Here is a 19222-nt window from a genome sequence, read left to right as displayed (position 1 = left end):
TTAAACCGCGAACTGGCAGACAAATTCACCCTGCTCACAACGCACATCGACGCGACGATAGCGTTCATCACGGGCGTGGGCGCTCAGCAGGATCTGGCTCATCTGTGGCAACAGCGTGTTGGTGAGGATGGCATCCACCATGCGACCGCCCGACTCTACCTCGGTGCAGCGCTGCACGATCTGGCTCACCACCGACTCGTCGATCTGCGCTTCAATGCCGTGGTTATCGTCCAGACGACGCACAATGCGCGCCAGCTGCAGCCGCACAATCTCCGCCAGCATCGCGTCGCTGAGCGGGTAGTAAGGCACCACCAGCAGACGGCCCAACAGCGCAGGCGGGAACACCTCCAGCAGCGGTTTACGCAGCGCGGTGCTCAGGGCATCGGGATCGGGCATCAGTTCAGGATCGGCACACATCGCGCTGATTAACTGCGTGCCGACATTGGAGGTCAGAATGATGATGGTGTTGCGGAAATCGATGTGCCGGCCTTCGCCATCCTCCATCCAGCCTTTATCAAACACCTGGAAGAAGAGCTCATGCACATCCGGATGGGCTTTCTCAATCTCATCCAGCAGCACCACGCTGTAGGGACGACGGCGAACGGCTTCGGTCAGCACGCCGCCCTCGCCGTAGCCGACGTAGCCCGGCGGTGCGCCTTTCAGCGTCGAGACGGTGTGCGCCTCCTGAAACTCACTCATGTTGATGGTGATGATGTTCTGCTCGCCGCCGTACAGCGACTCGGCCAGCGCCAGCGCGGTCTCGGTTTTACCGACACCGGAAGGCCCGCACAGCATAAACACACCGACCGGCTTGTTGGGATTATCAAGGCGCGCGCGCGAGGTGCGTACCCGTCTGGCGATCAGATCCAGGCCGTGACGCTGGCCGATGACCCGCTGGTTCAGGGTGTCGGCCAGATTCAGCACCGCGTCGATCTCATTCTTCACCATTCTGCCCAGCGGAATACCGGTCCAGTCAGAGACCACGGCAGCCACCACGCCTGCATCGACGGCGGCAAACAGCAGCGGCGTGTCGCCCTGCAGCGCAGTAAGCTGCTGCTGCGTCGCATCACGCTGTTCACGCAGCGCCGCATCCTCTTCTGTCACACAGCGGGCGCGCAACGCAATCAGCGTCTCGACCAGTTCGCGCTCCTGCAGCCAGCGCTGTTGCAGCGCATCCCGCTCGGCTTCCAGCGCAGTGCGCTGCGCTGCAATCGCCTGCTGGCGGGTGGCGTCGCCCAGGCCCACCCGGATTTCACGTTCGATGATCTCTGCTTCAATCTCCAGCGCCGCCAGACGGTGAAGACAATCTTCCAGCGCCGCGGGCTGCGCACCCTGGCTGACCGCCACGCGGGCGCAGGCGGTATCCAGCAGCGCCACCGCTTTGTCAGGCAGCTGGCGCGCCGGAATGTAGCGATGCGACAGTTTCACCGCCGCACTGACCGCATCATCCAGCAACAGCACCCGATGATGTTTCTCCAGTGCGCTGACGGTGCTGCGCAGCATCAGAATCGCTTTGGCTTCATCCGGCTCCTGCACCTGCACGGTCTGGAAGCGACGGGTCAGCGCCGGATCTTTCTCGATGTACTTTTTGTATTCCGCCCAGGTGGTCGCGCCGATGGTGCGCAGCTGTCCACGTGCCAGCGCCGGTTTCAGCAGGTTGGCGGCATCACCGGTGCCCTGCTGACCGCCTGCCCCGACCAGGGTGTGGATCTCATCAACAAACAGCACAATCGGCGTCGGGCTGGACTGCACCTCATTGATCAGCGCCTGCAGTCGCGCTTCAAACTCCCCTTTCATGCCGGCACCCGCCTGCAGCATGCCGATGTCCAGCAGCCAGAGCTGCACATCGCGCAGCGGCGCAGGCACATCGCCCGCCGCGATACGCAGCGCAAGGCCTTCGACCACCGCGGTTTTGCCGACGCCCGCTTCGCCGGTCAGCAGCGGGTTGTTCTGGCGGCGACGCATCAGGATATCGACCATCTGGCGGATTTCGTCGTCACGTCCGGTTACCGGATCAATGCGGCCTTCACGGGCACGCGCCGTCAGGTCCTGCGCATATTGTGCCAGCGTACTGCCACTGGCGGCGGGCGGTGCGCCGCCAGCATCCGCCGGTGCGCTCAGCACCTGCTGTGCTTCCTTGCTGTTGCCGAGCAGCGTGTCGAACTCCGCCAGCAGCGCATCGGCGTTGACGCGGCTGAACTGACCGGAGATGCCTTTCAGCACGCTGGCCAGGTTGAAGGTTTTCAGCATGCCGATAAGCAGATGGCCGCCGCGAATGCGGGTCGCGCCATATTTCAGCGAGGCGTAAACCCACGCCCGTTCAACGGCGCTGTCGATATGCTCGGAGAGGTCGGAGACCGCACTGGCACCGCGCGGCAGGCGATCCAGCGCGGCAACGATATCCTGAGTCAGGGCCTTTTCATCCAGTGAAAAATGTGTGATGACCTGCTGTAAGTCACCATCCTGCTGCTGCATCAGCTGATGCAGCCAGTGCACCAGCTCGACATAGGGATTGCCGCGCAGTTTGCAAAAGGCGGTGGCGCTTTCCAGCGAGGTAAATAACAGCGTATCCAGTTTGCCGAATAGCACGGCACGGCTGATTTCTGACATAGGGGGCTCTCTTCAATGAAAGACGCAGGCTGTGTAACAGGGAAAGCGGCTGGGCTAGCGCGAAGCAGCCTCAACCTCAAACATAAAATCTTCACGATCTTGCGGCTGCGGCGCGAGCCCCAGCCAGCTGGTATAGCCGAGTCGGGCAGTTCCACCCAGCGTCACACCCTGTACCTCGTCAGCGGCCAGGATCAGGCTGAGATCCCACTGCATTTCAATGCCGAGGTAGTGACGCACCCAGTCGCGTACTTCACACGCGCCGGGGGCATCCGGCAGAAAACGGGCATATTGCGCGGCGCTGAGCGGTCCCAGGTGCAGGCGAAAACGGTGCTGCACATCGCGCACCGCCACGCCGAGAAATGCAGAAGCGCCCAGCCGGGGCATATGGCGTCCCGCGCCCAGTCGGGCCTGATCGCGGCTGTCCAGCGTCAGCCAGTGCGGCAGGTTCTGCGTCAGCCTGACCGGCACACCAAAGTAGTGGCGCAGAATGCGCACCAGCCCTTCGGCGTCGTGGCCGTGGCGGCTGAGGTGGCCCACCAGCATCAGTCGGGCATGGAGGCTGAGCGAGCTGGCCTGCTGCTGGGCCGGTAAACCGATGCCCGCCAGGCAGGCGAGATAGTTCAGGAAGCGACTGTCGTCGGGGCGATCCAGCGACACGGTCGGCTGCGCATCGGCCCAGGCACGATAAAAAAGCAGCGTGGCGCGATGGTGAAACAGGTCAGCAAACGCCGACAGGCTGTGATCCTGATGATGCACGATACGTTCATGCACATATTCGGTCAGATGGGTCGGCAGCGGGCCGTTGGGGCCAAACAGCCCGAAGCTGTAGATGGAGAGCTCATGACGTCCCGGCTCGTCACGCGGCGTGGCGCTGGCGACGGTGGCGGGCGCAAACGCCAGTGACGGTGTCTGACCGATACGCACCGATTCGAACTTCGGCAGCGGCGCACGGCCCAGCGGATAGCGCTGACCGCCCTGCGCATCCAGCCGCCGCAGCAGCTGGAACAGATCGTAGCGCCACGGCGCGGCCATCACCCGCTGCCAGAAATCATCCGGCAGACGGGTGAGCCGGGGCAGCGAAATCACCTTTTCGCCACTCATATCAGCGCTTTCCGGCCCATGCGCGGCGGCCAGTAGCCCACTTCTCCACGCTGCTGGCTGTTCAGGGTGAACTCCGTGAAGCTGTTCAGCGCCACAAGGCGGCCACAGACCCGCTCCAGCACGCTGCCGAACAGCCACGGGCTGGCCCCCGAAAACGCCTGCTCATCCACTTCCAGCGTGATGCTGACGCCGCGCGCAAATACCACCGGGCCCGGCTCCGGCACGCGGCGGTTGACCGCGCTGAGCGTGCAGTGGCGGATGCCGTCAATCTGACGTGCGACCGGCGCTTCCGCCAGGTTGGCGTAGAGGCTCAGCAGCTGGCGCAGCGCCGCCGCGCCTTCTCCGTCGCTGCTGTCCATCAGGCTGAGGTAGTTCATCTGCAGATGGCTGATCAGCCGCCACGCGGAAAGTCCCTCGGCCAGCGCCGGACGCGGAGGCGTCGGCCCTTTGCACAGCTTCAGCTCCGATACCGGAATGGAGTCCGGCATCACGAAGTTGCCCTGATCCTGCTGCAGCATCAGCGGCAGATCGCGGCTGGTACACATCACGTCAGCGGAGAGATAGCGCACCTCGTCGTGCCACGGCGCGTGATGCTCATCCACCAGCGACAGAAAGACTTCTGAACCGATATAGCCCGTGCGCGTGCCGTAGCGCTGCGCCTGCTCGGACAGCGTGCGCTGTTCGCGGCGCAGTGAAAAATAGGCACCGTAATCGCCCTGGTCACCGCTGAAGGTGCTCCAGAACGGACGGAAAACCTGCTCTTCCCGCTTGCCCTCTACCGTAGCGAACAGCCGCTGTACCGAGTGCACCTCATAATCCAGCGGCCGGATGTTATCTACCACCAGATGATATTCATGCTGGCTGTCGCTGACCTTCAGGCGCTCGGCGGTTTTCGGAAAAAGATTGATGACAGGCGTGCAGTGCAGCGCCAGATGGCTGTGATCGACCACGCTTTCCAGCGCGCTGTCCGCTTTATCGAGCAGAATGATGATGTCGAACGCCATGGCGTTGTCGCAGCGGCGCAGAAACGGGGCCAGCTGGCTCAGGCTGATAAACTGGAAGCGCGCCGGAAAGGCGAAATATTCCTGCAACAGACGATAGCCGTCAAAGTTGCGCAGATCGTCCGGCAGCAGCGCCTGCTCCGGCGCAAAGCCCTGCTGCTGTAACGCGTCGTCCGTCAGCACCTGACGCTGCGGACGCTTCTCAACCGACTGCAGCACGATGCCCACCCGGTGCTGCATCAGCAGCTCCAGCAGTTTCAGTGCCTGGATATCCGGGCCGCTGAGAAACAGCATCAGATCGTCCACGCTGAGCTGACTGAGCGAGGAGATCCCTTCACACGTGATGCGGATACGCAGCGCACTGACCGCGCCCAGACCGCCGAGTTTCAGCTCGCCAGAGGGCAGATCGCCGGGCACGCCGCCGAGACTGGCTTCACTGATGCGCAGCGGATGCAGTACCACATCGTGCGCGGTGGTGTAGCTGCAGGTCACGCCGGTTTTTTTCAGGTTCTGGCTCTCCATCATGGTGCCGCGCGGCACGCGAAAGCCCTGGGTGATGTCGCCTTTGCGGCTGTCCGGCGTCAGCTGAGCGATCGCCATTGACGGCGTTGGCGAGAGATAGGATGGCGCAATCATCTCCAGCAGACGCTGCGAGAAACGCGGAAACTCCGCATCCATCTTCAGCTGCACCCGCGACGTCAGGAAGGCGAATCCCTCCATCAGCCGTTCTACATAAGGGTCCGCCACGTCAATGCCGCGCATGCCAAGACGTCCTGCCACTTTAGGATAGCGCGCAGCGAACTCGGCCCCCATCTCACGCAGGTAGGCCAGTTCACGGTTGTAATAATCGAGCAGATTGCTGTCCATGATTACCCTGCATCCTGTAGTTCGAAATGGCCGCTCTCCAGATCAACCTGAGTGCGGAACAGAAACGCCAGCGGATAAGGCACGCACCAGAGCCGCCCTTTGATCTCAATCGACAGCACGTTGTGCAGGCTGAGCGAGCCGAGATCGCTGACACAGCGCACCTGTAAACCCTGCGGCAGGATGCGCGGCTCGAAGTGCAGAATGGCGTTGGTCATTTTGCGCTGCATATCCTGCCATTCGATATCGGAGACGTTCTGCCCGGCCAGCGGTGCCACACCGAAGTTCCAGACAGAGCGCTGCACCTGATCAAAGCCGCTGAGATCCTGCTGGGCTTCGTTGTTGATGGTGTTGAACAGCCACTGCAGATCGCGCAGTACGTGGCGGCGCAGCGTGCTGTGAGTGATCAGCATGCTGTTGTCCGCTTCCTGCTGTTTATCCGGCGCGTTGTCGGTCAGGCGATCCAGTAACGAAGATTGCAGCTTGTCGCGGGCGGTTAACGCATCGCGTTTTTTTCGCGCGCGAAAGCCGCCATGCAGCTGGGCATAGCCGTCGTTTTGCGCGCCTGAATCATGGCTCATCGGCGGACTCAACGCTGTCAAACGCGACCTGCTGCAGGCTCAGCAGCGAAAATTCCGCGCTGTCGCTGAGCCACATTTTTTGCCCCTGACCGATGAACTGGTCCGGATCGTCGCCCAGTGGCTGCCATTCGGTGACGCTGGCGCGCAGAAAACGTTCGTCAGATGCCGCCAGCAACGGATAGCGCGCCGGGATCTGGCACACCTGCTCGCTGCCATCAACCAGCTGCACACGCGTGTGACGCCACACCAGATCGGTGACGCTGGCGGGTGCCTGAAACTGCATCTCACGAATGGCGGCAAACGGGATCCAGTAATAACGGCCCTGACTGATGACTTCACACACCGGCCCGAAACGGCTGTCGCCATCCATCAGCCAGCTGAATGCGGTGGGCTGATCCTGCTGCGTCGCGGTGCCGGGATTGGCCGCCGCGAGCTCAATCGCTTCAGCCCGCAGCGTGCTGCCGCGCGCGACATCACCCGCCGTTTCGGCCTGCAAGGCGGCCAGCAGCGTGTCGCACCAGTGCCAGGCGCTGCCCGGCAGCACCGGCCCGGCCTCGCCACGCAGCACCGCGTCACGCTGTAATTCACCGGCGATCGCCTGTTGCAGCAGATTAACTGTCGGTTGCGCCTGCGGGCTTAACGCCAGCCAGGATTGCAGCTGCGTCTGCGCGCGCGCCCAGTTGCCGGAAAGACAGAGCAACTGCACAAAGGCGGCCCGCAGGTCAGCATTCGCCGGATTTGCCTGAATCTGGCGGGTCACGTCAGCGAGCGTCTCGCCGAGGGTGGCGCTGGCCAGACGGTGTTGTAAGGATTCCATGCAAACTCCTTTTGCGTCAGTTAAGGGTGCGGTAGACCGCAGCGGCGGGATCTTTCAGTTCAGGATGCAGTTTTTCCACCAGCTGCACGCTCAGCGCGGCATCGCCGCTGATCCACGGCGACCAGACTTTACGGACTTCCTGCAGACGCGCCTGCAGCGCACTCTGATCGGCCGCTTCGCTGACGGGCATCTGCACTACCACCTGACGCGTTGCCTGCCAGCCGTTAAAGCGGTTGCTGAATGGCAGAATCAGCCAGCTGTCCGGGGATTTTTCATTGCTCAGCACCATGCGTTCACTGTTGACCGTGGTGATGTGCAGTTCGGCAGTGGGCGACTGATTGCTCAACCCCATCACCGGAAAACCCTGCAGGAAGGTCACGCCGACTGCCGCAGGTGCGCCGTTACCCTGTTGCGTCAGTCGGCTGTGTCCACTTAGCCAGCCATCAGAACCACAGATCAGCCCCTGATTTGCCGGAACAAACAGCGCGCTGCCCTGTGCCGGGTGCTGCCACCAGGTGCGGAAATGGCAGCCGTCCAGCAGACTGAATTGCAGCCACGGCGACGTGTCGGCCTGAGCGGCGTTGCGTAGTGCTTCTGCGGGGACCGCCGTAGCCGTCGGCTGGACCGGCTGAGTCGCGGGCGGCGTCACCACGGTTTTCCACTGCTGCGCACGGGCGGCGCTGCCAGTAGCAATTTCACTCCCCTGCGCATCGGTCAGTTGCCAGTGCAACTGTTGCAGCGGTTTACACTGCGACGCCATCAGTCCGGCAACGCGGGGCAGAAAATCTTTCAGCACCGCGGCGTTTTTTTCGCCCAGGGTGACGATGCGCAGGTTAATGGTGCTGTTACACCAGCTCGACAGCTGATTGTTTTTTACGTCATCAATCCAGACATCCAGTTTCTGTGCCGGGGACTGTACGATGCGATAGTTTTCAGCATAAGCCTGCGTGCTGAGCAGCAGCGCAGCCAGACCCAGTAATCCATATTTCATGTTGGCGTTCTCAATCTCGCAGAGGGAAGAACTGCGCCGCTTCAGAGAGCGAGTGCAGCAAGGTGGTGTCCTGAGGTGATCCAATCCAGACGGCCAGCGCGCTGAAATTATCCTGCTGCCCCTGATCGGGCTGATCGTTCCTGATGATTTGCTGCATCAGCGTCAGCCACTCTTCCGGCGTATTCACCATGTGCAGCGACTGCTGCATCTGTTCCAGCGTCACGCCGTGCCAGAAACCATCGGTGCAGAGTAAAAAGGCGTCGCCATCTTCAATCCCGACCACCTCGCTGTAGCTGGCGTCGCGCTGCTCATCGCCCATCCCCAGCGCAAAATAGAGCAGATTGCTGTTGATGCCTTCGGTGCGATGTCCGGCATCTTTCATCTGCTGCACCAGGCTGTGGTCGGTGGTGACCAGATAGAGATAGCCGCGACGGAACAGATAGAGGCGGCTGTCGCCTGCATGGGCCCAGCAGGCCAGATGGTAGTCGCGGTCAATAAACAGGCTGACCAGCGTAGTGCCCATCCGGCTGTGTTCGCTGCTGGCTTTCTGCTGCTGGCGGATGGCGTGATTCGCCTGATTGACGTAGTTACGAATCGACTGCGCATTGAGATGCGCATCGCCATCAAACGACTGCAGGAGACTGCTACGGGCAATCGATGCCGCGATGTCCCCGCCGGGAAATCCGGCCACACCGTCGCAGACCACAAAGCAGGCCGAGCGCTTACCGATGACATCACCGATCTGATCCTGATTACTGGCGCGATCGCCCTGATTCGACGACGAGGCAATAGTGATATTCATGCGTCATCCGTGTGGGTTTGTGAGTCTTTGTACTGATTAACTTCCAGGTCATAGGCGTGCAGGAACGCTTCGCCGAACAGGGTGTGGAAATCGTCTTCGATCTCGCCCGCCGTCTCGCCGTAGCGCTCAACAAAATGTTCCCACAGCGCCGCTTTACGGCTGCCCGGCAGGCCGATACGTGACACCGATCCCGCCTGACGCGCCTCCTCCTCCAGCTGCTCCGGGTTAAAGGATTGCAGCATTGAGGCGATGATGGCGCGGATACCGGCGATCATGCCCAGCTGGTGCGCCTGCAGATCGATCAGCGCATCACGCACTGCCTGACGCGGCGGCATAAAGCCCGGCATCCGGCTGCCAAACATCTGCATTAAGACGGTTTTGCCTGAAGGCAGCAGCTTGAACGGGTTGTTGGCGTCGTCGAGGATCACCGTCATGTCAGCCTTCACCCCGCGCTTGAGGATCGAACGCGAAGAGAGTAGCGCCACCGTACCCTGCGAAAACATGCTCAGCATCTGCCCGAATTGCAGCATCTGCTCACGGTCAAATTGCGGCGTCGGCTGCAGGTCGCGCAGACCCATTCCCTCCAGCAACGCATCCAGTAGTTCTCCCTTGAGGGCATCACCGCTGCTTTCGCTGGGTGTCGTCGGGTGCGCAGCGGCGGCATGATGGCGACCGGAAGCTACGGGATCGATGCGCAACCGCCCTTTCGGCGTCGGGGATGGCGTACGCTGTACCGCCTGCGGCGTGGGCAGCGTAATTCCGCCGTAATCGATCTGTGGATTTACCGCGTCAGACTGGCCGGGCAGTTCCTCGTCAATCAGCGGTGTCTGCTGCTGTGCCTCAGAGTGAGGCTGGCTGTGAGTCTCATGCTGTGATTCGTCGAAGCTGAACAACGGTGAGTGATCGGTGTCGGTCAGGCTGGCGGGATCCTGCTGCGATGGACGTGCGGCCATCGGCTCATTTTTTGCCACCGGTTGAGGTGGCACATGCAACGTGGCCGGTTTCGGCGTCGTCAGCTCCGGCTGGGCCAGCGGCACCGCGTTGCCCATCATCAGACCCAGCGGATCATCATGGTTGCGCGCATCCGTACTGCTCTCGCCGTCAAACAGGCTCAGCGGATCAAGTTCAGCGGCAGGCGTTTCAGCCTGCGGTGGCGCCGTGTTTTGCTGAGCAGACAGCGTGCTTGGCGTCCGGTCGTCAAAAATACTCTGCTGCCCGAACAGCGCATCGCCTTCATCAAACAGGCTGCTGTTTTTTGGCTGCTGACCATAATCCAGCGGCGCATCGTTAATCAGCTGAGCCAGCGGATCTTCCGGATTTCGGTCAGGACGAGCGGGCGCAGTCAGCGGATGGGCCTCAGGCATCTCTGGCGCAGCTTTGCGTTTAGAGAGATCGTCCGAAATCGAAAACTCTTTCGCCAGGCTGTCCCAGATTTCGCTGGGAATGGCGGCGGTGGTGCTGGCTTTTTCCGCTGCCGGTTCGCGAGCGGGTGCTACGGACTGCACCGGCTCAGGACGCGGAACAGCCCTTTCACTCTGCGGCTGCTGCGCACTGTTGAGATCGCTGACCAGCAATTGGTAATCATCGATGCCCAGTATATCTCCATCCTGCAGCTCAACCTGACGTCCGCGTTCCAGCGGAATATCGTTGAGTAACACGCGCGTCACATTGCCACGGTTGGTCAGGCGACATTCGCCATTTGCCGTGATATGCACAATCGCCTGCAGGCGGGAGAGTGTGCGATCGTCATCCGGCAGCACCAGATTATTATCCACACCACGACCAATGGTGCCGCCAGGCGGAAAGAAATCACAATGAGTTTGCGGCGGCTGTTGGCCGGGTTTAGTCGTTATTATCGTAAAGCGCATAACGGATTCCTGCGGTTAGCGGTTCGGCATCTATACCGCGCACCTCTCGGGGAAAGGCGCGCGGTATAGAAAGCAGGGGGATTTAATTTTGGGAGTTGTCTCTTTAAATACTCTGCTACTGGATTAATTCAATTATTTAAACAGATAAAAATTATATTTATTTAAGAAAATGAAGCTGCGTTAACGGCTTATCTTTAATTAACATACAGGGTAAACATTAAAATAGTTGCAAAGATGATTGCATTACAGCCACCAGAAGCCACTCTGCTGAAATGTCATTTATACAGAATTATTTACCGGCATTGAAAAAACGGGATTACAGCGTAATGCAGAGAGTGATATTCATAGAGAATATCGTGCCCAGCCTGTAAACCCTGAGCACGACGACATAATCAGTAAGGCAGTTGCTTCAGAATAGCAGTGCGTTCTTTGTCGATGCGGATAACACAGAGGTTGGTGGCAACCGCATTCGCATTGCTGCCATCTTCAGCGGCAAAGGCTTCCAGCTTGCACTGACCATCACGATACTTCAGCCAGTTACGCTGGGTATCCACCAGCGTGCCGACATAGTCATCAGCCAGTTTTTTCTGCGTGCCGTACATCTGTACAATGCGTTTTTTAGCCGTCTGGTATTCTTTGTTGAGGTCATCTTCCGCCAGCTTCTTCTGCTGAACAGTACACTGAAATAGCGCACCGTCTGAAGGCTGTTTTGCACAGGTATCTTCAGCGAGCGCTGAAGCGCTGATGCAAAGAGACACAGTGATTAAAGCCAATTTATGCAGTCTCTTCATATTTTTCTCAGCAGTCTGCACCATCAATGATAAGGAATTAACTTAAGTTTTTTAATTCTTTGCTCGTTAAGTTCAGAAGTACACATATTAATATTAGCGTTACTTAAATCACTTCCCTTATCTGCAGCATAAGAAGCCAGTTTACAATCATTCTCTCTATACTTCAGCCAGGCTCGTTGAGCTTCAGTCAACGCATCCATATACTGGCTTAACTCTTTGTTGTCACCTTTAAAAAGCGTTTCAACTCTGGTCTTAGCCAGCTTATATTCTTTGTTTAAATCAAGCTCAGTTTCGTTCCTGTTTTTCTGGGTGCAGGTATAAACTTCCTGGTCATTATTGCCGTTTGAACAATCACTGATTGCATAGACGGGGGAAACATAAAAAGCTGTGACACACAGCAACAAAGAAAAATAATTTCTCATTGAAAATCTCACCTGTAATAACACACCTATGCCTGAGAACAAGTGCAGACTCAATATGCCGGGTTTTTTATAAACGATGTTATTTAATCACCCCAAGATCCCGAGCAATAACTTTACTTTTAAAGGTTACAATATATTCCCAGAGGCCGCTGCCCTTCTGGCTTGGATAAAACGAATAATCATACTGGCCGTTAGTAAAGCGATAACCCCGGAAGTCGCAGACGTCAGGACAATTTGAATTTATGGTTTCACCTTTAAGAAATATCGATGAATTGTCTTTTACTCTGGTTGACTTAAGCGAAACATCATCACAGGTGACGTTACCTTCATCACAACCATATTCAATATCCGCTTTGAATATTTTTCCTTCAAAGTGTGAAACTGACTTCGCCAAAACAAATGAAGGTGAAACTAAAAGCACTATCATAATCAAATGACTTACTTTCTTCATCATGTGGCAAGTTCCGTATAAGAGTAATTTACATTATACTGATCAACTTCAGGTTTAATTATCGGCTTCATTTAACTAAACATATTCTCTTTTGAAAATTCGCTGCTGATGTTTAGCGCTGCATCAACTTTTAATTCCCTTAAAAATAAACGCTATTTCTTATACTTATTGTAAAGCGCCTCAGCATCCTGGCTTTGCGAAAGCAACGTGCATTTCATCATGTTGAAGTTTCCTGTGACCGAGCCAGTCAGGTTCATCTTCAGATAGGTATTGATTAACTTATCGCCTTCGCTGAAAGCTTCAACAGGGAGATGGCTTACCTCTAACCAGGCTGATGCGCTTTTAAAGGCATCATCGGTGAAAGCCTTGTCAGTCGCAGCTTTTCCTGCACAACGGTTCAGAAGCCAGTTGCTGAAAATCTCCGGTTGCTTAAAGGAGTCTGGCGCCGGTGGCGTTATCGCCAGCGCCGCAGGAGATAAAGTCAGAGCAAATAACATCAGGAATTTTTTCATTTCAGTATCCACAAGGAGGCAACATCAGGAACAAAACTACCATTTTCTGCGCCACCCAGGAAGTGACAGGTATCAGAACAGATGTTGCCATTCCAGAGTGTCACGTGTCCGCGGGCATTGCTCCAGCCACTGCCCTGAAAAACAATAATTCCCTGTTTACCGTTAAATGAACCGGGTTTTGGTGACGTCACGTTCAGGTCTGGCTGACCGAAGGCGCCGACTAAAAAGTCCATCATATCGTTGACGCGAAACATATAACGCTTTTTGTCTTTTCCCGTCACGGTTGCATAACGACTGTTGGCGGGTATGGGAACACCAGTGTAATTAAGGACATAGCTCATTCTGATGGGACAGGCATTCTCGAAAATTCCGGAGGAGATATTCGCTTCTACTTTACCACCCAATATTTCCCCAACCTTCTCAACGGGAACATTAACTTCTGAGAAGCGGTTCCAGGCGGCCGAAAATTGAGGTCTTAAATGTACCATCGCAAAACTCCTTTATAGCCTCCCCCTGAGGGGAGGCTGCTGACCAGAATTACGCTTCTTTGTTGCCTTTGATGTCCCAGCCGGCGCTGCTCTCTGCGCCTTTGCCGCCGGAAGAGCTCTGCTCCCAGTACTGCTGCTTCACTTTAGAAGCCTGGAAGGAGTAGGTCATTCCCAGGGTATCGCCGTTGTCGGAACCATTGTAATTTACAGCGGTAACCAGAACATCTTCCAGGGTAATGCGTGCATACTCAACCTGAGAGCCACCCGCTTTACAGATAGAGAGTTCGACTTTAGCGAGATGTTTACCGCTTGCGCAGTTCTTCAGCAACGCCGTGGTCGATTTGTCGATCAGTGCATTAACGTGCAGGTCGTTGAAGTTAACCTTACCCGCACCGCCGCCGCCGCCAACAGACATGTTGCCTGGCTGAGAAGCACCCCATGAGAAAGAGGTGATATCAGTCCAGCCAGTGTGGTTTGAGTCTTTAGACTCGCCGGTGACTCCGTCAACCTTCATAAACATATCAATAGCCATTATCTTTCACTCTTTATTGGTTAAGATTATTGCTTTCAAAAAAGCAAGGATATGGCAAAAAGAAAAGCATGGGGCTGAATAAAACAGTCCATATTTTACCTTTGCCTTGCTTCTGAAATATCGTTATAAACCATATTCCAGACGTCGTATTGCCGGTTATTTAACCGGACAAAAATCGGTATGCATTTTCATGGCGAGAACAACAGCAGATAATCTGATGCCCTGCCATAGACCTCATGCCCAGGCGGTCATTTCATAGACAGCATCCTGGCAGATCGTTTATAGTAAGCAGGCGCTTATAAAGTTCACAGAAGGAATGAATATGAAAAAGATCATCTCACTTTTCCTGATAGTCGTGTTGTCGCTGCTCTCTCTCTATGCCATCGCTGATATTATTGGTTCGATATATCTGGTTGCTCGCTATGAAAACTTTACTCTTTCTTCCTCCGGGATTATTGCTGGTAAAATTCTCTTCACCGCCGTCTGCGTGGCCTTTATTTTTATTTTAATTAAGATATCACGCAGAAAACTGGTTAATTAATTTGCTTCAACTTTTGCGCCACGGCATAAAGCGATATTGACGCAGTTATTGAAATAATAATCAGGACTGCGTTAATAACCTTACCCATTACTGATATGTCCCAGTCAAAAAACAGAATATAATAACCCGAGCAGGTAATTAATATCAGGGCAGAAAAAAAGGTCAGCAGATAACTCATTAAAAAGAGAGCGGCCTTTTTAAACATCATGCATTCCTTCCACAAAGTTAGTAAAGACCTCATTGGCGAGCGGGGAGTTATTCTGTTGCAATGCAATTGCATCCAGCCAGGGATCAATGTTGTCCTCCAGCAGGAAATAGAGTAAATCAAGATCGCCCGCTCCGCGCAGCAATGCGTACACCTCCTTGTTCTTTTTCATCAAATCTCTGGAGGTATAGATCGATCTTGAAACTGATGCGCCAATTGTGATGATCCCAGTCATCCCCGCGCTAAAAAGAAACTTAGGTATGACCCGACTAAAAAATCGTGAGACGATCGCATCCACAAAAAGGTATTTAAACGTAAAAGAGCCTGCAGCGCTTCCGCCCATTTTGACCAGCATTTTTTCTAACTGCTGTTCATTAAGGCGTTTAATATATTGCTCAACCACCAGCTTAATTAGTTTCCTGAGATCGTCACTGGTCGCCCCTTTTTTCAGTAAGGTGAGCAATCGAATACGATCCGTCTCGTTATCCCAGCGATGATCGCTATCTAAAAAGTCTTTGGTCAGCGCATAGAGATCACCCGGAATAGAGGTAAATCCACTTATTGCACTCACCATAAACGTCTCAACGCCTGATTTCTTTTTGGTATTGAACAGGCCCAGCATGCCATCGGCGATATTTTTCGGTGAATCCATGTCCCACATCCTTTTTTATGCAGCAATCTTTCCCGTAAACCGGGAGCGTAAAACCCTTTGTCCCGGTTAACTCTGTGACTCAAGGGAAACGTGATGCCCGGTCATCCCCGGCATCACGCCTCCCTTTCAGCCCTTACGCATTATCATTTTTCAGCGACGGCAGCTTAGAGACCAGACGTAGAGAAACCGTCAGCCCTTCCAGCTGGTAGTGCGGACGCAGGAAGAATTTCGCGGAGTAGTAGCCAGGATTATCCTCCTGCTCTTCCACATTCACCTCGGCAGCCGCCAGCGGCTTGCGAGACTTGGTCTCCTGCGAGGAGTTAGCCGGATCGCCATCGACATAGTTCATCACCCAGTCGTTCAGCCAGCGTTCCATTTCATCACGCTCCCGGAAAGAGCCGATCTTGTCGCGCACGATGCACTTCAGGTAGTGCGCGAAACGGCAGCAGGCGAACAGGTAAGGAAGACGCGCGGCCAGACGGGCATTGGCGGTGGCATCGGCGTCGTGGTACTCCATCGGCTTCTGTAGTGACTGCGCACCAATAAAGGCAGCGAAGTCAGAGTTTTTGCGATGTACCAGCGGCATAAAGCCATTTTTCGCCAGTTCGGCTTCACGACGATCGCTGATGGCGATTTCGGTCGGGCACTTCATATCCACGCCGCCGTCATCGCTCGGGAAGGTGTGGCACGGCAGATTTTCCACTGCCCCACCCGACTCCACGCCGCGTATTGCGGTGCACCAGCCATACTCTTTGAAGGAGCGGTTGATGTTGGCGGCCATCGCGTAAGCCGCATTGCTCCACGTATAGTTGCCATGATCGGAACCATCGGTCTGCTCTTCAAAGTCAAAGCTGTCGACCGGGTTGGTACGGATGCCGTAAGGCAGACGCGCCAGGAAGCGCGGCATCACAAGGCCCAGATAGCGTGCATCTTCCGACTCACGCAGGCTGCGCCAGGCAGCATACTCGGTGTTCTGGAAGATTTTGGTGAGATCGCGTGGATTCGCCAGCTCCTGCCAGGACTCCATCTGCATCACTTCGGGCGCGGTGCCGGTGATAAACGGACAGTGCGCGGCTGAGCCGATACGCGCCATCTCACCCAGCAGCTCAACATCCTGCGGGCTGTGGTCGAAGTAGTAGTCGCCCACCAGGCAGCCAAACGGCTCGCCGCCGAACTGACCATACTCCTGCTCATAAATTTTCTTGAACAGCGGACTCTGATCCCAGCCGGCACCCTTGTAACGCTTCAGAGTGCGACCCAGCTCCTGCTTGGAGATGCTCATAAAGCGGATTTTGAGCATCTCGTCAGTTTCAGTGTTGTTCACCAGATAGCTCAGGCCGCGCCAGGCGCTTTCCAGCGACTGAAACTCCGGATGGTGAATAATCTGGTTCACCTGCTGCGACAGCTTTTCGTCGATCTCCGCGATCAGCGCCTGAATGGTGCGATAGGCATCGCTGGAGACGGTAACGGTGTTCTCCAGCGCCTGCTGTGCCAGGGTTTTCACCGCGCTTTCGACCGCGGCACGCGCCTGATCGCTTTTTGGCCGGAACTCTTTATTCAGCAGCGCGCTGAACTCATCCTGACTGAAACTGGCTGCGCCCTGCGACTGCGGTTGTTGTGAAGTCTGCGTCATGCCTGCGGCTCCTTACCTTCAGTGGCCTCATCCTGCTTTGGCAGATGGGTCAGGGCCTGCAGCAGCGTAGGATCCTGCAGCACCTTACCAATCAGCTCTTCCGCGCCGTTTTTGCCATCCATATAGGTCAGCAGGTTCGCCAGCTGGGTACGCGCTTCCAGCAGCTTGCTCAGCGGCTCCACGTTGCGGGCCACCGCGTCCGGCGAAAAGTCATCCATGCTGTCAAAGGTCAGATCGATGTTCAGCTTGCCTTCGCCATTCAGGGTATTGTCTACCTGGAACGCGGCGCGCGGCTTCAGTGCTTTCATGCGCTCATCGAAGTTGTCGATGTCGATTTCCATGAATTTACGGTCATCAATGCCTGGCTGTGGCTCCAGCGGTTTACCCACCAGATCCGCCAGCACGCCCATTACAAACGGGAGCTGGATTTTGCGTTCCGCGCCATAAATTTCCACGTCATATTCAATCTGAACGCGAGGCGCGCGATTGCGGGCAATGAACTTCTGCCCACTGGATTTGCTTGTTGCCATGGTTTTCTCCATACATGATGCGCGGATAAAGTGTCACAGCAGGCGCGCAGGTCCCGCTGAGTGTGTGTGCGTCACGCCTGCTTAATCGCGACGTCCGAAAATGGTTTCCAGCTGATGTACGCCGTCGGGTGCCAGTTCGCGGATGATCTCCAGAAAGTCGCGCTCGATTAAGCGCTGTACACGGTCGATCATCAGTGGGGCCGGATGACTCGGCTCATGCTGGGTGAAGTAGAGCTTCACTTTCTCCAGCATCAGCTGCGCGTCGGCGCGGGAACTGATCTGCACCGTGCGCCAGTCAGCGGCAGCGCGCGGGTTGGCCGGTGCAGGCGATGCCGCGGTTTCTGCGGGCTGTTCCACGGCGGCTGTGGGGATCAGCGCATTGATATCTGTGGCCTGGCAACGTTCAGCGATCAGCGCAATCTGTCTGCGCAGCTGTGTGAGTTCCGGCACCGCGGCTTCGCCCAGTCGTTCGGTCACGGTTTCGCAGATGGTCTGCAGCCGCTCATGAATCTGCAGCACCGCCTCAATACCGGGCTGGTCGCCGCGCGCCAGTTCGTCGATCAGACGCGGCAGGCCGCCAGGATAGTCCGCGACTTCGGTTTTACTGCCGTCGCACAGGGCGGCCGCATCGCGCAGCGTGATGCCGTCAGAGGGATAGCGCAGCAGCCAGCACTGACGCACCGCGCCGCTCAGATCAGTTTTGTCACCCAGCAACGCCAGCGCATTAATGCGGTAGAAGGGATCCTGCTCGCCGAACTCCTCCAGCCGGGGCCACAGCGGCTCCCAGTAGAGCAACAACGCCTGTTCAATCAGCTTCAGGCCCTGGGCATAGCCCGGCAGCCCTTTCAGTTCGGTCCAGGCGTGGGTCAGCGCCAGCATTACCCGCAAATCTTTGCTGCGCGCCAGCAGCGCTATCGCCAGCTTCTCGACTCTGTTCCAGTCGGCCGGTTCTGCCGGAATGATAGTATTGCCAAACTGCTGCTCCGCTTTACCGGCGCTGGCCTGCTCCATCGCCTGAAAATCAGCGTGGTACTCCAGGTTATCGCCGCCGGGATTGTCCTCGCTGACCGGAGCCAGAAGAGCCTCTGTATTCATCGTCATGCGTGTCGCCTCAGGATTCAAACATCGGGGGATAAAGTCCGTTTCGTCCCGGCTTTGCCCCACCGGCCGGATCAAACAGCAATGAAAAGAGCTGGGCGGTAAAATTACCGCTGTGAACCTGGGTATAAAGCGGGAAACCGTCGCTTTGATTGGTCCACCAGAAACTGGTGTAGAACTGCGGGTCGAAGTTCTCGCCCGGCAGTGTCCAGTTCAGCGTCGAAGGGGTATCGCCATGCCCGATGACGTTGAGAATGTCTGACGTCTCGTCCGACTCCTGCGGCGGCTGCGGCTGAGGAATGCTGATCAGCGCCTGATCCAGCTGCTCCGGTGACCCGCCGCCCTGCACCACCCGCAACAGCGTATTGCCGACCTGCTGATACCACTCGCCGGAGCGCGCCAGCAGGGCTGGCGACCACTCGGCGGGCGTGAAGTGGCGCAATGCGCAGAGTGGGTAGTTACGGCCCACGCTGTCACGCGCGGCAATCAGGCAGCCCATCTGAATCAGCTGGCTGCCCAGCATCGGCGGCACCACAAAATTCCAGACCGGCGCGTTAAGGAACGGGCGCGACGGGGCGTTATCACTCTCCTGACTGCTCTGCCAGTGATGCAGGCCCACCTGAAACCAGCTGGACCATTGGCGATAGAGCACGTCCGGGAAGCGGCGCTTCACAAAGTCACCCGCGCTGGGCACTTTGCCGTACCAGCAGGGTGCAGCGTAATGAGTCATTG

General features: G+C 56.7%; 20 protein-coding genes. 1 reads left to right on the top strand and 19 read right to left on the bottom strand.

Features of this window, described 5'->3' with window-relative positions; translation table 11 throughout:
* From tssH to GVJ63_RS01820, 14 genes are all read right to left on the bottom strand, one after another.
* Complete coding sequence (gene tssH, locus GVJ63_RS01885) at positions 1-2610, bottom strand: type VI secretion system ATPase TssH (protein ID WP_159226337.1); 2610 nt, start codon at positions 2608-2610, stop codon at positions 1-3.
* Positions 2611-2664: 54 nt separating this feature from the next.
* A complete protein-coding gene (gene tssG, locus GVJ63_RS01880; RefSeq protein WP_159226336.1) occupies positions 2665-3711 on the bottom strand; it encodes a type VI secretion system baseplate subunit TssG in 1047 nt (348 codons plus the stop codon).
* On the bottom strand, positions 3708-5579 hold the full coding sequence (gene tssF / locus GVJ63_RS01875; RefSeq protein WP_089414293.1) for a type VI secretion system baseplate subunit TssF: 1872 nt from the start codon (positions 5577-5579) through the stop codon (positions 3708-3710). The genes tssG and tssF overlap by 4 nt, the downstream gene beginning before the upstream one ends.
* A 2-nt stretch (positions 5580-5581) precedes the next feature.
* A complete protein-coding gene (gene tssE / locus GVJ63_RS01870) occupies positions 5582-6157 on the bottom strand; it encodes a type VI secretion system baseplate subunit TssE (protein ID WP_010246069.1) in 576 nt (191 codons plus the stop codon).
* Positions 6147-6974 carry a type VI secretion system accessory protein TagJ gene (locus GVJ63_RS01865; RefSeq protein WP_159226335.1) on the bottom strand — a complete coding sequence of 276 codons (828 nt, stop codon included), beginning with the start codon at positions 6972-6974 and terminating at the stop codon, positions 6147-6149. The genes tssE and GVJ63_RS01865 overlap by 11 nt, the downstream gene beginning before the upstream one ends.
* Before the next feature lie 16 nt (positions 6975-6990).
* Positions 6991-7965 carry a hypothetical protein gene (locus GVJ63_RS01860; protein ID WP_159226334.1) on the bottom strand — a complete coding sequence of 325 codons (975 nt, stop codon included), beginning with the start codon at positions 7963-7965 and terminating at the stop codon, positions 6991-6993.
* Between the two features lie 10 nt (positions 7966-7975).
* The gene (locus tag GVJ63_RS01855) at positions 7976-8767 is read right to left on the bottom strand and encodes a PP2C family serine/threonine-protein phosphatase (protein WP_159226333.1); all 792 of its coding nucleotides are present in this window, start codon (positions 8765-8767) and stop codon (positions 7976-7978) included.
* Entirely contained in the window at positions 8764-10635 is a 1872-nt protein-coding gene (gene tagH / locus GVJ63_RS01850) for a type VI secretion system-associated FHA domain protein TagH (RefSeq protein WP_159226332.1), read from the bottom strand. The genes GVJ63_RS01855 and tagH overlap by 4 nt, the downstream gene beginning before the upstream one ends.
* 392 nt (positions 10636-11027) lie before the next feature.
* Positions 11028-11408, bottom strand: a complete 381-nt coding sequence (locus tag GVJ63_RS01845) for a lysozyme inhibitor LprI family protein (protein ID WP_233600676.1) — start codon at positions 11406-11408, stop codon at positions 11028-11030.
* A 41-nt stretch (positions 11409-11449) separates the two neighbouring features.
* Positions 11450-11848, bottom strand: coding sequence for a lysozyme inhibitor LprI family protein (locus tag GVJ63_RS01840; protein ID WP_033767000.1), 399 nt, complete (start codon positions 11846-11848; stop codon positions 11450-11452).
* A gap of 79 nt (positions 11849-11927) precedes the next feature.
* On the bottom strand, positions 11928-12302 hold the full coding sequence (locus GVJ63_RS01835) for a hypothetical protein (protein ID WP_033766997.1): 375 nt from the start codon (positions 12300-12302) through the stop codon (positions 11928-11930).
* A gap of 149 nt (positions 12303-12451) precedes the next feature.
* Positions 12452-12811: a T6SS amidase immunity protein Tai4 family protein gene (locus tag GVJ63_RS01830; RefSeq protein WP_159226331.1), complete on the bottom strand. Its 360-nt coding sequence runs from the start codon at positions 12809-12811 to the stop codon at positions 12452-12454.
* A complete protein-coding gene (locus GVJ63_RS01825; RefSeq protein WP_010246097.1) occupies positions 12808-13299 on the bottom strand; it encodes a type VI secretion system amidase effector protein Tae4 in 492 nt (163 codons plus the stop codon). The genes GVJ63_RS01830 and GVJ63_RS01825 overlap by 4 nt, the downstream gene beginning before the upstream one ends.
* Before the next feature lie 49 nt (positions 13300-13348).
* Positions 13349-13831, bottom strand: coding sequence for a type VI secretion system tube protein Hcp (locus tag GVJ63_RS01820; RefSeq protein WP_010246100.1), 483 nt, complete (start codon positions 13829-13831; stop codon positions 13349-13351).
* 322 nt (positions 13832-14153) lie between these two features.
* Here GVJ63_RS01820 and GVJ63_RS01815 point away from each other — a divergent pair, with 322 nt between their 5' ends.
* Positions 14154-14372 carry a hypothetical protein gene (locus GVJ63_RS01815; RefSeq protein WP_010246103.1) on the top strand — a complete coding sequence of 73 codons (219 nt, stop codon included), beginning with the start codon at positions 14154-14156 and terminating at the stop codon, positions 14370-14372.
* 197 nt (positions 14373-14569) lie between these two features.
* On the opposite strand, the gene GVJ63_RS01810 is transcribed toward GVJ63_RS01815, so the two are convergent.
* The 5 genes from GVJ63_RS01810 to tagF all read right to left on the bottom strand — a co-directional run bounded on the left by GVJ63_RS01810 (position 14570) and on the right by tagF (position 19220).
* Positions 14570-15229 (bottom strand): hypothetical protein, encoded by a 660-nt coding sequence (locus GVJ63_RS01810; RefSeq protein WP_010246109.1) that lies wholly within the window; start codon positions 15227-15229, stop codon positions 14570-14572.
* A gap of 133 nt (positions 15230-15362) precedes the next feature.
* Positions 15363-16862 (bottom strand): type VI secretion system contractile sheath large subunit, encoded by a 1500-nt coding sequence (gene tssC / locus GVJ63_RS01805; protein WP_010246111.1) that lies wholly within the window; start codon positions 16860-16862, stop codon positions 15363-15365.
* On the bottom strand, positions 16859-17392 hold the full coding sequence (tssB, locus tag GVJ63_RS01800; RefSeq protein ID WP_010246114.1) for a type VI secretion system contractile sheath small subunit: 534 nt from the start codon (positions 17390-17392) through the stop codon (positions 16859-16861). Before tssB ends, tssC begins: the two co-directional genes overlap by 4 nt.
* Before the next feature lie 81 nt (positions 17393-17473).
* Entirely contained in the window at positions 17474-18487 is a 1014-nt protein-coding gene (tssA, locus tag GVJ63_RS01795) for a type VI secretion system protein TssA (protein ID WP_010669900.1), read from the bottom strand.
* A gap of 16 nt (positions 18488-18503) precedes the next feature.
* Positions 18504-19220 (bottom strand): type VI secretion system-associated protein TagF, encoded by a 717-nt coding sequence (tagF, locus tag GVJ63_RS01790; RefSeq protein ID WP_010246121.1) that lies wholly within the window; start codon positions 19218-19220, stop codon positions 18504-18506.
* Positions 19221-19222 lie beyond the last annotated feature (2 nt).

This window comes from Pantoea sp. 18059 (assembly GCF_902706165.1).
GTDB classification, from domain to species: Bacteria; Pseudomonadota; Gammaproteobacteria; order Enterobacterales; family Enterobacteriaceae; genus Pantoea; species Pantoea agglomerans.
Note: the sequence above shows the minus strand (reverse complement) of the source record. Positions and strands in the feature narration are given on the sequence as shown.

What these genes read in the sequence shown, in the direction of transcription:
- tagH (WP_159226332.1), bottom strand. Translation starts at nt 10,635, where the DNA reads ATGCGCTTTACGATAATAACGACTAAACCCGGCCAACAGCCGCCGCAA.
- GVJ63_RS01815 (WP_010246103.1), top strand. Translation starts at nt 14,154, where the DNA reads ATGAAAAAGATCATCTCACTTTTCCTGATAGTCGTGTTGTCGCTGCTC.
- tssG (WP_159226336.1), bottom strand. Translation starts at nt 3,711, where the DNA reads ATGAGTGGCGAAAAGGTGATTTCGCTGCCCCGGCTCACCCGTCTGCCG.
- GVJ63_RS01860 (WP_159226334.1), bottom strand. Translation starts at nt 7,965, where the DNA reads ATGAAATATGGATTACTGGGTCTGGCTGCGCTGCTGCTCAGCACGCAG.
- GVJ63_RS01835 (WP_033766997.1), bottom strand. Translation starts at nt 12,302, where the DNA reads ATGATGAAGAAAGTAAGTCATTTGATTATGATAGTGCTTTTAGTTTCA.
- tagF (WP_010246121.1), bottom strand. Translation starts at nt 19,220, where the DNA reads ATGACTCATTACGCTGCACCCTGCTGGTACGGCAAAGTGCCCAGCGCG.
- GVJ63_RS01830 (WP_159226331.1), bottom strand. Translation starts at nt 12,811, where the DNA reads ATGAAAAAATTCCTGATGTTATTTGCTCTGACTTTATCTCCTGCGGCG.
- tssC (WP_010246111.1), bottom strand. Translation starts at nt 16,862, where the DNA reads ATGACGCAGACTTCACAACAACCGCAGTCGCAGGGCGCAGCCAGTTTC.
- GVJ63_RS01840 (WP_033767000.1), bottom strand. Translation starts at nt 11,848, where the DNA reads ATGAGAAATTATTTTTCTTTGTTGCTGTGTGTCACAGCTTTTTATGTT.
- GVJ63_RS01810 (WP_010246109.1), bottom strand. Translation starts at nt 15,229, where the DNA reads ATGGATTCACCGAAAAATATCGCCGATGGCATGCTGGGCCTGTTCAAT.
- GVJ63_RS01825 (WP_010246097.1), bottom strand. Translation starts at nt 13,299, where the DNA reads ATGGTACATTTAAGACCTCAATTTTCGGCCGCCTGGAACCGCTTCTCA.
- GVJ63_RS01820 (WP_010246100.1), bottom strand. Translation starts at nt 13,831, where the DNA reads ATGGCTATTGATATGTTTATGAAGGTTGACGGAGTCACCGGCGAGTCT.
- tssA (WP_010669900.1), bottom strand. Translation starts at nt 18,487, where the DNA reads ATGAATACAGAGGCTCTTCTGGCTCCGGTCAGCGAGGACAATCCCGGC.
- GVJ63_RS01865 (WP_159226335.1), bottom strand. Translation starts at nt 6,974, where the DNA reads ATGGAATCCTTACAACACCGTCTGGCCAGCGCCACCCTCGGCGAGACG.
- tssB (WP_010246114.1), bottom strand. Translation starts at nt 17,392, where the DNA reads ATGGCAACAAGCAAATCCAGTGGGCAGAAGTTCATTGCCCGCAATCGC.
- tssF (WP_089414293.1), bottom strand. Translation starts at nt 5,579, where the DNA reads ATGGACAGCAATCTGCTCGATTATTACAACCGTGAACTGGCCTACCTG.
- tssH (WP_159226337.1), bottom strand. Translation starts at nt 2,610, where the DNA reads ATGTCAGAAATCAGCCGTGCCGTGCTATTCGGCAAACTGGATACGCTG.
- GVJ63_RS01855 (WP_159226333.1), bottom strand. Translation starts at nt 8,767, where the DNA reads ATGAATATCACTATTGCCTCGTCGTCGAATCAGGGCGATCGCGCCAGT.
- tssE (WP_010246069.1), bottom strand. Translation starts at nt 6,157, where the DNA reads ATGAGCCATGATTCAGGCGCGCAAAACGACGGCTATGCCCAGCTGCAT.